Genomic DNA, 16,318 nt, shown 5'->3' with positions numbered 1-16,318 from the left:
ATTTTATGGCAACAAGTCTATTGCAGGGCAAAAAAGGGTTAATAACCGGAATAACAAATAAAAGATCAATAGCGTATGGTATAGCAAAGACTCTCTCAGAACATGGAGCTGAGCTTGCAATCACTTATCAAAATGAAACAATAAAAGAGAAATTATTACCAATAGCAAGTGAATTAAATGTAGAGTTAATATTGCACTGTAATGTTTCAAATGAGGAAACTATAGATAATGCTTTTAAGGAAATAAAGGAGAAGTGGGGTGCTATTGATTTTTTGGTACATGCAATAGCATTCTCCGATAAAAATGAGCTAAATGGTAAATATGTCAATACTTCACTAAACAACTTTATTAATGCAATGCATATATCGTGCTATTCTTTTACTGCTTTAGCGCAAAGAGCGGAAAAAATGATGTTAAATGGCGGTAGTTTACTTACTTTATCTTACTATGGTGCTGAAAAAGTTATGCCAAATTATAATGTGATGGGTTTATGTAAAGCAGCACTTGAAGCAAGTGTAAAATATATAGCATGTGATCTCGGACCACAGAACATCAGAGTAAATGCAATTTCTGCTGGTCCAATCAGAACTTTGGCATCTTCTGGAATAAGTGACTTTCACTCCATATCGGAATGGAATAGAAGTAATTCTCCACTTAGACGCAATGTTACAATAGAAGATGTTGGCAAGGCAGCACTATACTTATTAAGCGACCTGAGTAGTGGTACAACTGGAGAAATTTTACATGTTGATTCAGGGTATAATGTTGTGGGAATGAAGATAGTAGACTAATACAGTACTGCAGATGCATGTGAAGCCTGTGTTTTTTTGTTATCCGAGTAATTGACATTGGAGCCCAGTATCAGCTACTAGAATGACAACATTTTTTACTTAAGTCTTCGCATATTAACCATAGAGTTATTATTTTACAAGTATTTGTTGCCGCTGATCTTCTATTTTTACTTCTTCCATTTGGGTTAAGAGATTGTGCGTGAGGGTTGCTCTTGAAGTTGCCTTGCAAGGAAAAAGTCTTTTTCCTCCCGATCTTGGAGTTGCTTTGCAAGCAAGAAATCCTATTGTTCTTATGTTTGTTTTGCTAAGACTTTATTCTTATTAAGCAGTGGTTAAAAATGAGCATGGCTTTTATTATAGAATGCCCCCTATAGAAGTATGTTGATAAAATGCTTTTCCTACACGTGCTTCTTCCACACTGCATCTTCTTGATAAGACTGGCTCCTCAAGGCATTTTATACGTTGCTGTACATCATTAATGCACTGCGCTATAACATCACCAATGTTTCCATCAGCATTTTTTGCCAATAACTCATCAAACCTCTTCTCAACCTCTGCTCTCTCAGAGATATCCTTTGAAAGGTTACAATACTCCAAAATTTCATCTAATTGAAGTTCTTTTGCTAATTGAAAGTCTTCTTGCTCTTGAATTTCCTTGGTTATAACCCTAGCTCTAGAGTAATGGTTTCCACCCAGGTATATTACTTCCTTCTTCTTATTGCCCCATAATTCATCTTTCCTTACATACTCAGGATTTATCATGTTTGGGTCTGGTTTATATATTGTCATACCTTCCTGACCCTCAAAATATGCTTCGATTTCAGTATTAGATAAAGAAGCTAAAATAGGGATTTCACCGTGAAAAACAAAATACCCTTGTTTTTGTATTGCTTTGAGGTAAGTCTGATAGAAGTCTTTTTGACCAATAACTGAATCTAATATTCTGTCGTTATTAATTATATATTCCTCTTTATATTTTTCTTTAGTAAGCGTGGTGTCAAGTCTATATGCACAAGACTCAAGCTCTTCCTCTACTCTATTATACAATGTTTTCTCATTTTCTTTCTTTAGTAAATCTTCAATACTAAGTAAATCTCTTTGCTGCGCATTACGCTCATTATATGCATTGGTAGCTTGCTTTATTACTTCATATATTTCATTACAAAATTTTTCATCTTCAGAAAACTTTTCTATAATGTTATTTTTTAAAGCTTTCGTTCTTTCAACACTTTCATTTATTACATCGTCAACTTTTTTATTTATTTCCTCAATGAGCTCTTTTCATCTCTTTTGGTACATTAAGCACTTCCCCAGTGTTACTCAATAGATCTACAAAGAATGTTCTCAAGTGTTGCTTAAGAGCATTTGGCATTTTCGGATCATTCAATGATTTAAACTGATTTAAAAATTCGCGCCACTCTTTACGCATTGCTTGAGCTTTGTCAGTTTTGTATACATTAGAACTATTTTCACCAAACACGGCATGGAAAAAGCAATTGCCATCTCCTGCAGTATCATACTTAGCTACTTGACTGCTAGAAAGTTTTTGTTCCACATCACTAACGGACTGCCCTACAACATCACTAAGTTTACCTTCATAGAAATCGTTAGGGTAAGAATTACTATTTAAAAGAGTTATTTCTTGCCCAAAGCTCTTGAACCTTTTCGGACTTTCAACACCGTGAAGACCACTTGATGATTTCCGTTTCCTAGGTACATTCATTTGCCCTAATATCCTGGGCCTTCCTATTCCAACCTCAACATCATGAAAGTCACTTGGTAGTTTCCGTTTCTTAGCTGTAGTCATAGTTTTTACTTTAATTTAAGCTATATACCAACAAAATTGTAACTAATTAAGTATAGCAGAAATTTTTAAATTATGCAATAGTTATAATTTTACATAGCAAATATGAGCTTTAACTGTGGCATAGTTGGACTGCCAAACATAGGAAAATCAACTTTATTTAATGCGCTTACAGAGTCAAGTGCAGCTGAAGCTGCAAACTATCCTTTCTGTACAATCGAGCCAAATGTTGGCAAAGTGCCAATACGAGATCAGCGTTTGAAACAAATTGCCGCAATTGCTCACTCAGGGAAAATAATCTACAATCAACTGGAAGTTGTCGATATTGCCGGCTTGGTTAAGGGTGCGAGCAAGGGTGAAGGACTAGGAAATAAATTTTTGAGTCATATCAGAGAAGTTGATGCCATTGTTCATCTGCTCAGGTGCTTTACGGATGACGATATTAGCCACGTACACAGTAAAATAGATCCAATATCAGATGCTGAAGTGGTAGAAATGGAATTAATCCTAGCTGATATTGATAGCATAGAAAAAAGGCTTCCTCAGTTGGAAAAAAAAGCAAAACAAGGCGATAAAGAGCTAAAGAGACAACTTGAGCTAATGCAAGAGGTATTAGCTACTTTAAAACTCGGTAAACCGGCAAGAAGCTTGGAGAATATCAATGAAGATGAGATGAAGTCGCTTCAATTGCTAACAACAAAGCCCATTATGTACGTTTGCAATGTTGAAGATACAAATGTTATAACTGGCAATGAATTATCTAAAAAGGTAGAGAGAATGGCGGAGGAAAATAAAAGCAAATTTTATTGCATTTCAGCAAAACTTGAAGCAGATATTGCAAACCTTGATAGCGAAGAGGAAAAACAGAGTTTTTTATCAGAATTTGGCTTACAAGAATCAGGCCTTGATGGAGTAGCGCGTATCATGTATGAAGTGCTGAGTATGATAACTTTCTTTACTGTAGGGCCAAAAGAAGCACGTGCATGGCCAATAAAGATAGGATCAACAGCTGACAAAGCAGCAGGTGTAATTCACACTGATTTTGAAAAAGGCTTTATAAAAGCAGAAACGATAAGCTTTGCAGATTATGTAAAATATAGAAGCGAATTAGCCTGCAAAGATGCAGGCAAAGTTCGCTTCGAAGGCAGAGAATATGTAGTGCAAGATGGTGATATAATGCACTTTAGGTTTAATGTGTAATTAACGAAAACGATCATAAGATCTATACTCTGGGTTTGATTTTTCTTCTGCAGATGGCCCTTCAAGCATAGTCCTAGGAAGATAATGATCATATGCTCCTCCTATACATCCTGCTTGTAATTCCCCTGGTTTTAGTGAATTTAATAAATGACTAGATGGATTAAGCGTTATAATACATTCCTTTTTCTGTGATTGTGCATCTTGCTCCAGATATCCTTCTAAAAATTCATGTAAAGCTTTACCTTCCATAAGTACATCCTTATTTTGCCTAGCTAATTTCAAAATTTCGTCTAGTTCAACATCTTTACCATTAATATAGTATTTCCTAAAGTAAATGATAAAGGTATAATAAAGTATTTGAGTTATAATGGCATATAGTGTGGATTTAAGGGAAAAGGCAGTATTGATGATAGAAAAAGGTAAGACAAAGGTTGAGGTAGCAGAGCTTATGGAGATAGGAATAGCAACTCTGTACCGTTGGTTAAAAAAGAAAGCTGCTGGTGAAAGCCTCAAGCCATCTAAAACGGTAGCTTTATTCGAAAAATAGACCCCAAAATACTCGAAGAATATGTTACAAAGAATCCAGATCATACTCTGGCAGAGATGAAACAAAATCTTGGATTTGGAATAAACTCAATTTGGTATAGACTAAAACAGCTAAAAATTACTTTAAAAAAAAGTCACACTAGGGAACGTTCAAAAAAGTGTGTCAAACCGAGAAGTAAAGTAATAAATTGATATAAAAAATGGAGGTTTGATATGAGTCAAGCAAATAGAACTAATGGGTTGGTAGATTATAAAGAATTAGAAACAAATATCCTGTCATCTATACGAGAAGGAAAACCATTGACAGGAAAAGATGGAGCATTAACACCGTTTATAAAAAGGTTGCTAGAGGCAAGTCTGGAAGGTGAAATAGAAAACCACATGTCAGCTAAAAGTGAAGAAAATAACCGAAGAAATGGGAGAAACGCAAAAACTTTACGCACGAGTGGAGGCTCATTTGAGCTGCTAACACCAAGAGATAGGGAGGGAAGTTTTGAACCACAAATAGTTAGAAAAAGGCAAACAAGCCTACATCCAGAACTTGAAGCAAAGGTATTAAGTACATACGCCAGTGGCATGGGATACAGAGACATAGCTTCACACGTTGAGGAAATATATGACCACAAAATATCAGCAGCAGAGATATCCAGTATTACTGATAAACTGCTACCAATAATCAATGAATGGCGCAGCCGTCCACTGCAATCAGTATATCCAATAGTGTTCATGGATGGCATGTTTTTTAAGGTTAAGGAGGATGGACATTGTGTAAGCAAGTGTATGTATAACATATTAGGCATAGATCAAAATGGCAGAAAAGAAGTATTAGGTTTTTATTTGGCTGAAAGTGAGGGAGCTAATTTCTGGTTGGGAGTGCTAAATGACCTCAAAGAAAGAGGAGTAGAAGATATTCTAATTGCCTGCATTGATGGGCTAAAAAGCTTTTCTACAGCTATAAATAGTATATTTCCTAAAGCAGAAGTACAACTATGTATAGTGCATCAGATAAGGAATTCACTGAAATATGTATCTAGCAAAGATGTAAAAGTTTTCATGAATGATTTGAAAAAAATATATCGTGCTTCAAGTAAAGAAATTGCCGAAAATTATTTGCTTGAACTGGAGGAAAAATGGGGCGAAAAGTATCCATTAGTCATAAAATCTTGGCAGAATAATTGGGAAAATTTGTCCAGTTATTTTAAGTATTCAGGTCCTGTTAGGAGGCTAATTTATACCACTAATCCTATTGAGGGACTGCACAGACAGATTAGAAAATTTACTAAAACCAAAGGCTCATTTACTAATACAAATGCCTTGTATAAACAGGTATATTGTGCTATAAAAAAAGTAGAGCAAAAATGGGCTATGGCTTTACCTAATTGGGCTTTAACTATATCTCAACTTGATATCTTTTTTCCTGATAGATTAAAAATTGAGTTGAATTAAAAATACGGTTTGACACACTTTTTTGAACGTTCCCTCACACTATATCAAGAGCGCAATCAAGAAGATAGGGAGCAATTTATTGATAAAATCGTATCCGTTCAGAGGTGTGGTTTAAGAAACAACAGCTAGCAGGTTTTGAAAAGGGTTTAATTCCTTTTGTTTCCAAGTCAGATACAACGAAATTATCCGCTCAAGAAATCTATTCCCTCGCTCTGACTGTGCAAAATATGAATTCTTACGATAGACAACATAATGCCGTATCTGTCGCTCAACATGGTTATTCGTTAATGGAATATTCTCTGGGTCATCCAAAAATGTCCACATCATTGACTCGGATTTTATAATACCCTTTACCGTTCGTGAAGCTCCTTTTGCTTCAAGTATATAAGATATTTTTATCATGCAGTACTGTATGTATCTTCGTAATTCTTTAGCTTGCTTAGTGAACTTTGAAATACTAATTTCATTTTCTGACAAAGCGTTTTTTAATACAAACAATCCATTAGCTGCGTCTTTTAAACAATGGCCAAGTCTCATTACTTCACTATTCCAACTATGAGATAACCTCTCGAAATTTCTCAATAAGTGAGCCCAACAAATTTGTCGTTTTTCATCACTGAAGTGGTTGTAAACTGCATATCTGTCAGTAATTACCAGGTTTTTGTAATCACAAAATGCACTATTCTTTAAAAATTTCATTCCTCTTGTATCTGCTAACTTCATAAGACTTGCTTTATTGTTGGCAAACATCCAGCACCATCCCAATTTGCCTTTGTTGTAGTGACTGGTTTCATCAATATGCAAAATTTCGCTTGCTTTTATTTCTTCCTCTATTTGTTCATAGGCTTCTTTACATTTTGACGAAACCCTTGCTTCACTATTGGACACACTACCAACACTTATACTCATGTTAAAGATGTCTTTCATAATATTCGCTATTTCTCGCTTTGAATTCTTATAAAACCCACTTAGTGATGCAACTACTGACTTAACTCTAGGACCAAAGGTATCCGGTGTAACTCCTTCTGGTAATTTGCTACTCCTTCTTTTTCCGCATTTACGACAGCGACCATGTTCTAATTGATACTCAACTACGTAAGGCTTAATTTCTGGTAAATCAACTTTTTGATAGACATATGGTTTTTCCGATATTGCGATTTCTTCACCACACTCGCATCTATTTGGTAACTCTACCTTCACCACCTCATCTGCTTCCATTTTAGCTCGGCAATTCCCCTTATGTCCAACTTGACCACCTATCTTCCTGCCGCCCTCTGACTTATCTTCTGGTGTGTCTTTTTTTATTTTGTACAGCTCTTTTGAACTTGGTAAAGATGAATTCCTTGAGTTTAAGCCGAGTCTCTCTCTTAGTTCAGCATTCTCTATTTCTAAGATTTTATTTTTTTCTTCAATCTTTGCTACTTTCTGCTCTAAGTTTTTACATAACTCTACAATACTGATCAACAATTGAAGCATCTAGCCTTACTTTACTATCAACATTTTGTGTTATTACTACTTTAATATATTATGTCAATTGTTTTTTATCCTTGCCACACCTCTGAACGGATACAATATTAGTATATTTGCAAAATTAAGGAATGTATTATGTTTCGAGGAAATTTACAGGGTTTCAATAGTGAGGAAAAGGGAGTAGATTTACAACAAAAGTTGGATGATTTTTCAAGTTACAGTGTAATTCGAGACATTATGCGTATATGCTCCAATAAATGTCAAAATAGTTCATCACTGCAAGAATGCCTACAACAATGTCTTCAAGTATTATCATTTTATAGTCTTGAACTTTCCGAACCTCGTTCACAAATTAGTGAGAAATTAGCAGCTATAGTATTTCCTAAAGTAAATGATAAAGGTATAATAAAGTATTTGAGTTATAATGGCATATAGTGTGGATTTAAGGGAAAAGGCAGTATTGATGATAGAAAAAGGTAAGACAAAGGTTGAGGTAGCAGAGCTTATGGAGATAGGAATAGCAACTCTGTACCGTTGGTTAAAAAAGAAAGCTGCTGGTGAAAGCCTCAAGCCATCTAAAAACGGTAGCTTTATTCGAAAAATAGACCCCAAAATACTCGAAGAATATGTTACAAAGAATCCAGATCATACTCTGGCAGAGATGAAACAAAATCTTGGATTTGGAATAAACTCAATTTGGTATAGACTAAAACAGCTAAAAATTACTTTAAAAAAAAGTCACACTATATCAAGAGCGCAATCAAGAAGATAGGGAGCAATTTATTGATAAAATCTCAAAAATAGACCATTCCAGCATCTTATATATAGATGAAGCAGGAGTTGATAATAAGTTATACCGAGAATATGGACGCGCTCCAAGAGGAAAGAAAATTTATGCAGATATTCCAGGGAGAACTCGAGAGAGAATCAGTATAGTAGCCGGGTGGATTGGAAAGAGATTTATTGCACCAATGACTTTCAAAGGTGGGTGTGACAAAGAGGTATTCAATACATGGTTGGAGAAGATGTTATTACCTAAATTGCCACTTGGCACAACTATAGTTATGGATAATGCTACATTTCATAAGACCACTAAAACAAAATCATTAATAGAGTCTTTTGGCTGTCATTTGCTGTATCTTCCAACATATTCACCAGATTTGAATCCTATAGAATACTGTTGGCATACCATCAAAAGCCGCCTCAGACCTCTCATGTATAAATATACAGACTTACAGCTTTTGGTTGGTAATACCATAATGGAACTTTATCATCCATTTTAGAAAATACTATAGTCTACACGAGTTGCTTCATAAGTTCCAATTATTGACTCCTGAGTTTTTTCATTAGTTTCACTAAAAATAGTAAGAAAATCTTCTTTTGATACTGTTCCTAAAAGTTCAACAATATCTCCAATATCTCCATTACCTCTAAATCTTTGATATAATTGTTGAAATGATTCTTTCTGTTTTTCTGTTAATGGCATATCAAACTCTATTAAAAATAATAATATACTTTAATTATGATATATTTAAATAATAAAGTCAAGAATTTAACTAGTATTGCAAACACTTAAACAAGAAAAAGGGGCTTTTACTCGAATAGATATTTTATAACGTCTTAATGCTAACTCCACCGACATATAAATTTGCGTGGCTTTTTCCAGTATTAAGCAATGCAAGTCCAATATTGTCGACACTAGAGCGTAGTTCTCCTACTTCTTCATTATGTTCACTGATTACTTTAGTGCCAATATTTGGAAGTGCATTTTTTCCCTCAACAAGGTAAAGTTTCCTTCTGAATTTTTCTTGTCTGCTCATTCGATTTACAACTTCCTGACCTATATAGCACCCTTTATTAAAGCTTATACCATTTATCTTATCGATTAAATATTGCAGCGGAAATGATGAATTTTGCACCATATCTTTTGCTCCATCTGGGACAAGGTTTTTAATTCTAACTTTTTCATACTGAATAAAATCTCCAACCGGTTCTTTTATTTCATCTTCATGTATGATCCTCATTCCTAGCAGCTTGTGCCTTGGATCTTGAAAAATAACTTGTGACTTACTACTACACTCCGCCAACTTAGCATCAAACAAAACTCCAACCTTATATAGTGAACTAATGTCTTTAATCCTCACTCTAAGGTAAGTTTTGAGCAAGTCTAATTTTTCAATTATTTGCTGTAGATGGGCATTTTCACACTCCAAATAAATATATTTATCATGCTCAATGAGGAAAAAATCGTACAGATATTTTCCCTGAGGGTTGAGTAATAAAGAGTAAATTGCCTGCTGGCTACTTAGTTTATTAATATCATTTGTTATAACACCCTGAAGAAAATCTCTCGTATCTGGTCCGTATAAAGATATTAGACTACGGTTTGCTAGCGGTATGTAACCCATAAAACTTCTGTTCAAATCTTAATTATACACTTTTACTAACTCCAACCCTTGAAATGTAACCTTTAGATGACTATATAGAATAGAATTGTAGGTTAATCTATTAATGAGGAAACATAAATGTCAAGTGTAAATTTGAATGTATTAGATGATAACGTGCTAATAAAGCCTATTACTGAAGAAAAACAAGGTGGAATTGTACTACCATCAAGTGCTGAAAAGAAGCCTATTAAAGGTGAAGTTATAGCAATTGGTAGTGGTTCACGCAACTCAAGCGGAGAGCGTATAGCTTTAACTGTAAAAACTGGTGATAAGGTTTTCTACAGGCAGTGGGCTGGCACAGAAGTAGAGCATGACAATGAAAAGTATGTCGTGATGAAGGAGTCAGACCTACTTGCTGTTATCAAGTAGGTATCCCTATTTTACTAAACTAATGCGCTATATAGTGCATTATGTATTTTAATATTCTAAATTTTTTATTAAGTTAAGGAGTGATAAAAATGGCTAACATAGTAGTATCAGGCGAACAGTTGCAAGAAGCCTTTCGTGAAGTTGCAGCAATGGTTGACTCAACGGTGGGAGCAACTGCAGGGCCTAGGGGAAATACAATAGGAATTAGTAAGCCATATGGTGGACCAGAGGTCACAAAGGATGGCTATAAGGTAATGAAAGGTATAAAGCCTGAAAAACCATTACACTCTGCGATAGTAAGCACCATTGCTCAAAGTGCTTCTCAGTGTAATGACAAAGTTGGTGATGGTACCACAACATGCTCAATACTGACTAGCAATATGATAATGGAAGCTTCAAAGTCAATTGCAGCTGGAAATGATCGTATTTGTATCAAAAATGGAATACAGAAGGCAAAAGATGTGATATTAAAGGAAATTACATCAATGTCTCGCACAATTTCTTTAGAGAAAATGGATGAAGTTGCACAAGTTGCAATAATTTCTGCAAATGGTGATAAAGATATTGGTAATAGCATTGCTGATGCTGTTAAAAAGGTTGGAAAAGAAGGCGTCATCACTGTTGAAGAGAGTAAGGGTTCAAAAGAATTAGAAGTTGAACTTACAACTGGTATGCAGTTTGACCGTGGTTATCTCTCTCCATACTTTGTTACAAATAATGAAAAGATGAGCGTGGAGCTTGATGATCCATATTTGCTGATTACAGAAAAAAAACTTAATATTATTCAACCTTTACTTCCTATTCTTGAGGCTATTTTTAAGTCTGGTAAGCCTTTGTTTATCATTGCAGAAGATGTTGAAGGTGAAGCATTAAGCACTTTAGTGATCAACAAATTACGTGGTCTAAAAGTTGCTGCAGTAAAAGCTCCAGGTTTTGGTGATAGGAGAAAGGAGATGCTCGAAGATATAGCAGCTTTAACAGGTGCTAAGTATGTCATAAAAGATGAGCTTGGAATCAAGATGGAAGATTTGACTCTTGAAGATCTTGGTACTGCTAAAAATGTTAAAATCACTAAAGACAATACCACAATTGTTAGTGAAGACAGCGACTGTGACAAACAAAACAGAGTAAATGCTAGAATTAACCAGATTAAATCTCAGATTGAAACTTCAACCTCTGATTATGACAAAGAAAAGCTAAGAGAGCGTTTAGCAAAATTATCAGGCGGCGTTGCTGTACTCAAAGTTGGTGGAGCAACTGAAGTAGAGGTAAAAGAACGTAGAGATAGAGTAGAAGATGCACTTCATGCAACAAGAGCTGCAATTGAAGAAGGGATAGTTCCAGGTGGAGGAGTTGCACTTCTTTACGCTGCATCTGCTCTTGATAAGCTAAAAGCTTCAAGCGATGAAGAGCAAATAGGTATCAACATTGTCAAAAAAGTTCTCAGTGCTCCAATCAAAAGATTGGTTAAAAATGCTGGTCTTGAATCTGCTGTTATAATTGACTATTTGATTAAGCAGAATGATAAAGAGCTTATATACAACGTTGAGGCTATGAACTACGCTAATGCATCAACAGCTGGTGTAATTGATCCGGCAAAAGTAGTTCGTATTGCTTTTGAAACGGCAGTGTCTGTAGCAAGCGCACTTATTACTACTGAATCTATGATAGTTGATCTACCAAACAAAGAAGAAAATGCTTCATCACCTATGGGTGCAGGAGCAATGGGCGGAATGGGTGGATTCTAAGTAAACAAGAGCCTTGGAGCAAGTTGCTCCAAGGTATCTTTCTAGTTCTAAAAAGTCTTACATTTATAAAGGAAATAAATTTGTGATTTTCTATGCAAAGCCACTACTATTTATATTTGTTACGTCTTTTTAATATTATAACTGCTTAAAAATAAAAAAATAATATATGAAAGTTATAATTGCTAGTATATTTCTATTAGCATAATATTATATTAACAAATGATTTATATAATATTTTTATTATAATAGATAGAACTTAAATTATTTTCTTCATAAATAGAGTATTTATGAAAATACGTATATACTCAATCCTACTTTTACTTTTTTCTTGCACTCAATTGTGCGCTGAAGAAGAAGTTGCAAAATTTGATCTGCTCATTGGTAAGGTAAATAAAGCAAACCTCACCATTGAAGGCGCAATAAAGGTTACAATAAAACCAGGTTGGCATATGTATCCGTTCAGAGGTGTGGCAAGGATAAAAAACAATTGACATAATATATTAAAGTAGTAATAACACAAAATGTTGATAGTAAAGTAAGGCTAGATGCTTCAATTGTTGATCAGTATTGTAGAGTTATGTAAAAACTTAGAGCAGAAAGTAGCAAAGATTGAAGAAAAAAATAAAATCTTAGAAATAGAGAATGCTGAACTAAGAGAGAGACTCGGCTTAAACTCAAGGAATTCATCTTTACCAAGTTCAAAAGAGCTGTACAAAATAAAAAAAGACACACCAGAAGATAAGTCAGAGGGCGGCAGGAAGATAGGTGGTCAAGTTGGACATAAGGGGAATTGCCGAGCTAAAATGGAAGCAGATGAGGTGGTGAAGGTAGAGTTACCAAATAGATGCGAGTGTGGTGAAGAAATCGCAATATCGGAAAAACCATATGTCTATCAAAAAGTTGATTTACCAGAAATTAAGCCTTACGTAGTTGAGTATCAATTAGAACATGGTCGCTGTCGTAAATGCGGAAAAAGAAGGAGTAGCAAATTACCAGAAGGAGTTACACCGGATACCTTTGGTCCTAGAGTTAAGTCAGTAGTTGCATCACTAAGTGGGTTTTATAAGAATTCAAAGCGAGAAATAGCGAATATTATGAAAGACATCTTTAACATGAGTATAAGTGTTGGTAGTGTGTCCAATAGTGAAGCAAGGGTTTCGTCAAAATGTAAAGAAGCCTATGAACAAATAGAGGAAGAAATAAAAGCAAGCGAAATTTTGCATATTGATGAAACCAGTCACTACAACAAAGGCAAATTGGGATGGTGCTGGATGTTTGCCAACAATAAAGCAAGTCTTATGAAGTTAGCAGATACAAGAGGAATGAAATTTTTAAAGAATAGTGCATTTTGTGATTACAAAAACCTGGTAATTACTGACAGATATGCAGTTTACAACCACTTCAGTGATGAAAAACGACAAATTTGTTGGGCTCACTTATTGAGAAATTTCGAGAGGTTATCTCATAGTTGGAATAGTGAAGTAATGAGACTTGGCCATTGTTTAAAAGACGCAGCTAATGGATTGTTTGTATTAAAAAACGCTTTGTCAGAAAATGAAATTAGTATTTCAAAGTTCACTAAGCAAGCTAAAGAATTACGAAGATACATACAGTACTGCATGATAAAAATATCTTATATACTTGAAGCAAAAGGAGCTTCACGAACGGTAAAGGGTATTATAAAATCCGAGTCAATGATGTGGACATTTTTGGATGACCCAGAGAATATTCCATTAACGAATAACCATGTTGAGCGACAGATACGGCATTATGTTGTCTATCGTAAGAATTCATATTTTGCACAGTCAGAGCGAGGGAATAGGGAACGTTCAAAAAAGTGTGTCAAACCGTATTTTTAATTCAACTCAATTTTTAATCTATCAGGAAAAAAGATATCAAGTTGAGATATAGTTAAAGCCCAATTAGGTAAAGCCATAGCCCATTTTTGCTCTACTTTTTTTATAGCACAATATACCTGTTTATACAAGGCATTTGTATTAGTAAATGAGCCTTTGGTTTTAGTAAATTTTCTAATCTGTCTGTGCAGTCCCTCAATAGGATTAGTGGTATAAATTAGCCTCCTAACAGGACCTGAATACTTAAAATAACTGGACAAATTTTCCCAATTATTCTGCCAAGATTTTATGACTAATGGATACTTTTCGCCGGGAACGTTCAAAAAAGTGTGTCAAACCGAGAAGTAAAGTAATAAATTGATATAAAAAATGGAGGTTTGATATGAGTCAAGCAAATAGAACTAATGGGTTGGTAGATTATAAAGAATTAGAAACAAATATCCTGTCATCTATACGAGAAGGAAAACCATTGACAGGAAAAGATGGAGCATTAACACCGTTTATAAAAAGGTTGCTAGAGGCAAGTCTGGAAGGTGAAATAGAAAACCACATGTCAGCTAAAAGTGAAGAAAATAACCGAAGAAATGGGAGAAACGCAAAAACTTTACGCACGAGTGGAGGCTCATTTGAGCTGCTAACACCAAGAGATAGGGAGGGAAGTTTTGAACCACAAATAGTTAGAAAAAGGCAAACAAGCCTACATCCAGAACTTGAAGCAAAGGTATTAAGTACATACGCCAGTGGCATGGGATACAGAGACATAGCTTCACACGTTGAGGAAATATATGACCACAAAATATCAGCAGCAGAGATATCCAGTATTACTGATAAACTGCTACCAATAATCAATGAATGGCGCAGCCGTCCACTGCAATCAGTATATCCAATAGTGTTCATGGATGGCATGTTTTTTAAGGTTAAGGAGGATGGACATTGTGTAAGCAAGTGTATGTATAACATATTAGGCATAGATCAAAATGGCAGAAAAGAAGTATTAGGTTTTTATTTGGCTGAAAGTGAGGGAGCTAATTTCTGGTTGGGAGTGCTAAATGACCTCAAAGAAAGAGGAGTAGAAGATATTCTAATTGCCTGCATTGATGGGCTAAAAAGCTTTTCTACAGCTATAAATAGTATATTTCCTAAAGCAGAAGTACAACTATGTATAGTGCATCAGATAAGGAATTCACTGAAATATGTATCTAGCAAAGATGTAAAAGTTTTCATGAATGATTTGAAAAAAATATATCGTGCTTCAAGTAAAGAAATTGCCGAAAATTATTTGCTTGAACTGGAGGAAAAATGGGGCGAAAAGTATCCATTAGTCATAAAATCTTGGCAGAATAATTGGGAAAATTTGTCCAGTTATTTTAAGTATTCAGGTCCTGTTAGGAGGCTAATTTATACCACTAATCCTATTGAGGGACTGCACAGACAGATTAGAAAATTTACTAAAACCAAAGGCTCATTTACTAATACAAATGCCTTGTATAAACAGGTATATTGTGCTATAAAAAAAGTAGAGCAAAAATGGGCTATGGCTTTACCTAATTGGGCTTTAACTATATCTCAACTTGATATCTTTTTTCCTGATAGATTAAAAATTGAGTTGAATTAAAAATACGGTTTGACACACTTTTTTGAACGTTCCCTTTTCGCCCCATTTTTCCTCCAGTTCAAGCAAATAATTTTCGGCAATTTCTTTACTTGAAGCACGATATATTTTTTTCAAATCATTCATGAAAACTTTTACATCTTTGCTAGATACATATTTCAGTGAATTCCTTATCTGATGCACTATACATAGTTGTACTTCTGCTTTAGGAAATATACTATTTATAGCTGTAGAAAAGCTTTTTAGCCCATCAATGCAGGCAATTAGAATATCTTCTACTCCTCTTTCTTTGAGGTCATTTAGCACTCCCAACCAGAAATTAGCTCCCTCACTTTCAGCCAAATAAAAACCTAATACTTCTTTTCTGCCATTTTGATCTATGCCTAATATGTTATACATACACTTGCTTACACAATGTCCATCCTCCTTAACCTTAAAAAACATGCCATCCATGAACACTATTGGATATACTGATTGCAGTGGACGGCTGCGCCATTCATTGATTATTGGTAGCAGTTTATCAGTAATACTGGATATCTCTGCTGCTGATATTTTGTGGTCATATATTTCCTCAACGTGTGAAGCTATGTCTCTGTATCCCATGCCACTGGCGTATGTACTTAATACCTTTGCTTCAAGTTCTGGATGTAGGCTTGTTTGCCTTTTTCTAACTATTTGTGGTTCAAAACTTCCCTCCCTATCTCTTGGTGTTAGCAGCTCAAATGAGCCTCCACTCGTGCGTAAAGTTTTTGCGTTTCTCCCATTTCTTCGGTTATTTTCTTCACTTTTAGCTGACATGTGGTTTTCTATTTCACCTTCCAGACTTGCCTCTAGCAACCTTTTTATAAACGGTGTTAATGCTCCATCTTTTCCTGTCAATGGTTTTCCTTCTCGTATAGATGACAGGATATTTGTTTCTAATTCTTTATAATCTACCAACCCATTAGTTCTATTTGCTTGACTCATATCAAACCTCCATTTTTTATATCAATTTATTACTTTACTTCTCGGTTTGACACACTTTTTTGA

Annotated in this window: 20 protein-coding genes and 2 pseudogenes; 14 read left to right on the top strand and 8 right to left on the bottom strand. The window is 34.9% G+C overall.

All coding sequences use genetic code 11. The annotated features are described in order from the left end of the window. Window positions 1-5: 5 nt before the first annotated feature. Together OM962_RS05115 and OM962_RS05110 are read left to right on the top strand one after the other, a co-directional pair. The gene (locus OM962_RS05115; RefSeq protein WP_264331047.1) at window positions 6-791 is read left to right on the top strand and encodes an enoyl-ACP reductase FabI; all 786 of its coding nucleotides are present in this window, start codon (window positions 6-8) and stop codon (window positions 789-791) included. A 199-nt stretch (window positions 792-990) separates the two neighbouring features. Next, entirely contained in the window at window positions 991-1,116 is a 126-nt protein-coding gene (locus OM962_RS05110; RefSeq protein WP_264331046.1) for a hypothetical protein, read from the top strand. A 29-nt stretch (window positions 1,117-1,145) separates the two neighbouring features. Here OM962_RS05110 and OM962_RS05105 read toward each other — a convergent pair whose 3' ends face one another. Both OM962_RS05105 and OM962_RS05100 read right to left on the bottom strand, forming a co-directional pair. Beyond that, window positions 1,146-1,838: a hypothetical protein gene (locus OM962_RS05105; protein ID WP_264331045.1), complete on the bottom strand. Its 693-nt coding sequence runs from the start codon at window positions 1,836-1,838 to the stop codon at window positions 1,146-1,148. 220 nt (window positions 1,839-2,058) lie between these two features. After that, window positions 2,059-2,598 (bottom strand): hypothetical protein, encoded by a 540-nt coding sequence (locus tag OM962_RS05100; RefSeq protein WP_264331044.1) that lies wholly within the window; start codon window positions 2,596-2,598, stop codon window positions 2,059-2,061. A gap of 102 nt (window positions 2,599-2,700) precedes the next feature. Between OM962_RS05100 and ychF the strand changes: the two genes are divergently transcribed. Further along, window positions 2,701-3,795: a redox-regulated ATPase YchF gene (ychF, locus tag OM962_RS05095; protein ID WP_264331043.1), complete on the top strand. Its 1,095-nt coding sequence runs from the start codon at window positions 2,701-2,703 to the stop codon at window positions 3,793-3,795. On the opposite strand, the gene OM962_RS05090 is transcribed toward ychF, so the two are convergent. After that, on the bottom strand, window positions 3,796-4,044 hold the full coding sequence (locus OM962_RS05090; RefSeq protein ID WP_264331042.1) for a hypothetical protein: 249 nt from the start codon (window positions 4,042-4,044) through the stop codon (window positions 3,796-3,798). A 118-nt stretch (window positions 4,045-4,162) separates the two neighbouring features. On the opposite strand from OM962_RS05090, the gene OM962_RS05085 reads away from it, so the two are divergent. The 3 genes from OM962_RS05085 to OM962_RS05075 are packed head-to-tail and all read left to right on the top strand — an operon-like array spanning window position 4,163 to window position 5,787. Then, window positions 4,163-4,342 (top strand): transposase, encoded by a 180-nt coding sequence (locus OM962_RS05085; RefSeq protein ID WP_264330453.1) that lies wholly within the window; start codon window positions 4,163-4,165, stop codon window positions 4,340-4,342. Next, the gene (locus OM962_RS05080; RefSeq protein WP_319606764.1) at window positions 4,330-4,533 is read left to right on the top strand and encodes an IS630 transposase-related protein; all 204 of its coding nucleotides are present in this window, start codon (window positions 4,330-4,332) and stop codon (window positions 4,531-4,533) included. The genes OM962_RS05085 and OM962_RS05080 overlap by 13 nt, the downstream gene beginning before the upstream one ends. Window positions 4,534-4,554: 21 nt before the next feature. Next, window positions 4,555-5,787 carry an IS256 family transposase gene (locus OM962_RS05075; RefSeq protein WP_264330447.1) on the top strand — a complete coding sequence of 411 codons (1,233 nt, stop codon included), beginning with the start codon at window positions 4,555-4,557 and terminating at the stop codon, window positions 5,785-5,787. A gap of 111 nt (window positions 5,788-5,898) precedes the next feature. Here OM962_RS05075 and tnpC (OM962_RS05070) read toward each other — a convergent pair whose 3' ends face one another. Further along, a complete protein-coding gene (tnpC, locus tag OM962_RS05070; RefSeq protein ID WP_264330459.1) occupies window positions 5,899-7,251 on the bottom strand; it encodes an IS66 family transposase in 1,353 nt (450 codons plus the stop codon). A gap of 141 nt (window positions 7,252-7,392) precedes the next feature. Between tnpC (OM962_RS05070) and OM962_RS05065 the strand changes: the two genes are divergently transcribed. Genes OM962_RS05065 through OM962_RS05055 form a run of 3 tightly spaced genes read left to right on the top strand, consistent with a single transcriptional unit; the run spans window position 7,393 to window position 8,540 of the window. Further along, a complete protein-coding gene (locus OM962_RS05065; protein ID WP_264331041.1) occupies window positions 7,393-7,692 on the top strand; it encodes a hypothetical protein in 300 nt (99 codons plus the stop codon). Further along, the gene (locus tag OM962_RS05060) at window positions 7,682-8,029 is read left to right on the top strand and encodes an IS630 transposase-related protein (protein WP_213864026.1); all 348 of its coding nucleotides are present in this window, start codon (window positions 7,682-7,684) and stop codon (window positions 8,027-8,029) included. Before OM962_RS05065 ends, OM962_RS05060 begins: the two co-directional genes overlap by 11 nt. 10 nt (window positions 8,030-8,039) lie before the next feature. After that, window positions 8,040-8,540, top strand: coding sequence for an IS630 family transposase (locus tag OM962_RS05055; RefSeq protein WP_319606738.1), 501 nt, complete (start codon window positions 8,040-8,042; stop codon window positions 8,538-8,540). Here the strand turns inward: OM962_RS05055 and OM962_RS05050 are convergent. Together OM962_RS05050 and ygfZ are read right to left on the bottom strand one after the other, a co-directional pair. After that, window positions 8,537-8,743: a hypothetical protein gene (locus OM962_RS05050; RefSeq protein ID WP_264331040.1), complete on the bottom strand. Its 207-nt coding sequence runs from the start codon at window positions 8,741-8,743 to the stop codon at window positions 8,537-8,539. The genes OM962_RS05055 and OM962_RS05050 overlap by 4 nt on opposite strands. Window positions 8,744-8,867: 124 nt before the next feature. After that, entirely contained in the window at window positions 8,868-9,665 is a 798-nt protein-coding gene (gene ygfZ / locus OM962_RS05045; RefSeq protein WP_264331039.1) for a CAF17-like 4Fe-4S cluster assembly/insertion protein YgfZ, read from the bottom strand. A gap of 117 nt (window positions 9,666-9,782) precedes the next feature. On the opposite strand from ygfZ, the gene OM962_RS05040 reads away from it, so the two are divergent. The 4 genes and pseudogenes from OM962_RS05040 to tnpC (OM962_RS05025) form a co-directional block, all read left to right on the top strand. Beyond that, entirely contained in the window at window positions 9,783-10,073 is a 291-nt protein-coding gene (locus OM962_RS05040; protein WP_264331038.1) for a co-chaperone GroES, read from the top strand. A gap of 89 nt (window positions 10,074-10,162) precedes the next feature. After that, entirely contained in the window at window positions 10,163-11,821 is a 1,659-nt protein-coding gene (groL, locus tag OM962_RS05035) for a chaperonin GroEL (protein ID WP_007302814.1), read from the top strand. 287 nt (window positions 11,822-12,108) lie between these two features. Further along, the gene (locus OM962_RS05030; RefSeq protein WP_264331037.1) at window positions 12,109-12,312 is read left to right on the top strand and encodes a hypothetical protein; all 204 of its coding nucleotides are present in this window, start codon (window positions 12,109-12,111) and stop codon (window positions 12,310-12,312) included. A gap of 66 nt (window positions 12,313-12,378) precedes the next feature. Then, a pseudogene (gene tnpC / locus OM962_RS05025) lies at window positions 12,379-13,641 on the top strand (IS66 family transposase); the annotation flags it as partial. 35 nt (window positions 13,642-13,676) lie between these two features. Here the strand turns inward: tnpC (OM962_RS05025) and OM962_RS05020 are convergent. Next, window positions 13,677-13,988: pseudogene (locus OM962_RS05020) on the bottom strand (transposase); the annotation flags it as partial. Window positions 13,989-14,059: 71 nt separating this feature from the next. On the opposite strand from OM962_RS05020, the gene OM962_RS05015 reads away from it, so the two are divergent. Beyond that, window positions 14,060-15,292 (top strand): IS256 family transposase, encoded by a 1,233-nt coding sequence (locus OM962_RS05015; protein WP_264330447.1) that lies wholly within the window; start codon window positions 14,060-14,062, stop codon window positions 15,290-15,292. On the opposite strand, the gene OM962_RS05010 is transcribed toward OM962_RS05015, so the two are convergent. Next, complete coding sequence (locus OM962_RS05010) at window positions 15,272-16,255, bottom strand: IS256 family transposase (protein WP_264331036.1); 984 nt, start codon at window positions 16,253-16,255, stop codon at window positions 15,272-15,274. The genes OM962_RS05015 and OM962_RS05010 overlap by 21 nt on opposite strands. Window positions 16,256-16,318 lie beyond the last annotated feature (63 nt).

Origin of the sequence: Wolbachia endosymbiont (group B) of Erebia ligea, from assembly GCF_947179575.1 — a bacterium.
Lineage (GTDB): Bacteria > Pseudomonadota > Alphaproteobacteria > Rickettsiales > Anaplasmataceae > Wolbachia > Wolbachia pipientis_C.
The sequence above is the reverse complement of the archived record's forward strand: the minus strand, read 5'-3'. Positions and strand labels throughout refer to the sequence as shown.

What these genes read in the sequence shown, in the direction of transcription:
- OM962_RS05115 (WP_264331047.1), top strand. Translation starts at nt 6, where the DNA reads ATGGCAACAAGTCTATTGCAGGGCAAAAAAGGGTTAATAACCGGAATA.
- OM962_RS05100 (WP_264331044.1), bottom strand. Translation starts at nt 2,598, where the DNA reads ATGACTACAGCTAAGAAACGGAAACTACCAAGTGACTTTCATGATGTT.
- ychF (WP_264331043.1), top strand. Translation starts at nt 2,701, where the DNA reads ATGAGCTTTAACTGTGGCATAGTTGGACTGCCAAACATAGGAAAATCA.
- OM962_RS05090 (WP_264331042.1), bottom strand. Translation starts at nt 4,044, where the DNA reads ATGGAAGGTAAAGCTTTACATGAATTTTTAGAAGGATATCTGGAGCAA.
- OM962_RS05085 (WP_264330453.1), top strand. Translation starts at nt 4,163, where the DNA reads ATGGCATATAGTGTGGATTTAAGGGAAAAGGCAGTATTGATGATAGAA.
- OM962_RS05075 (WP_264330447.1), top strand. Translation starts at nt 4,555, where the DNA reads ATGAGTCAAGCAAATAGAACTAATGGGTTGGTAGATTATAAAGAATTA.
- OM962_RS05065 (WP_264331041.1), top strand. Translation starts at nt 7,393, where the DNA reads ATGTTTCGAGGAAATTTACAGGGTTTCAATAGTGAGGAAAAGGGAGTA.
- OM962_RS05060 (WP_213864026.1), top strand. Translation starts at nt 7,682, where the DNA reads ATGGCATATAGTGTGGATTTAAGGGAAAAGGCAGTATTGATGATAGAA.
- OM962_RS05050 (WP_264331040.1), bottom strand. Translation starts at nt 8,743, where the DNA reads ATGCCATTAACAGAAAAACAGAAAGAATCATTTCAACAATTATATCAA.
- ygfZ (WP_264331039.1), bottom strand. Translation starts at nt 9,665, where the DNA reads ATGGGTTACATACCGCTAGCAAACCGTAGTCTAATATCTTTATACGGA.
- OM962_RS05040 (WP_264331038.1), top strand. Translation starts at nt 9,783, where the DNA reads ATGTCAAGTGTAAATTTGAATGTATTAGATGATAACGTGCTAATAAAG.
- groL (WP_007302814.1), top strand. Translation starts at nt 10,163, where the DNA reads ATGGCTAACATAGTAGTATCAGGCGAACAGTTGCAAGAAGCCTTTCGT.
- OM962_RS05030 (WP_264331037.1), top strand. Translation starts at nt 12,109, where the DNA reads ATGAAAATACGTATATACTCAATCCTACTTTTACTTTTTTCTTGCACT.
- OM962_RS05015 (WP_264330447.1), top strand. Translation starts at nt 14,060, where the DNA reads ATGAGTCAAGCAAATAGAACTAATGGGTTGGTAGATTATAAAGAATTA.
- OM962_RS05010 (WP_264331036.1), bottom strand. Translation starts at nt 16,255, where the DNA reads ATGAGTCAAGCAAATAGAACTAATGGGTTGGTAGATTATAAAGAATTA.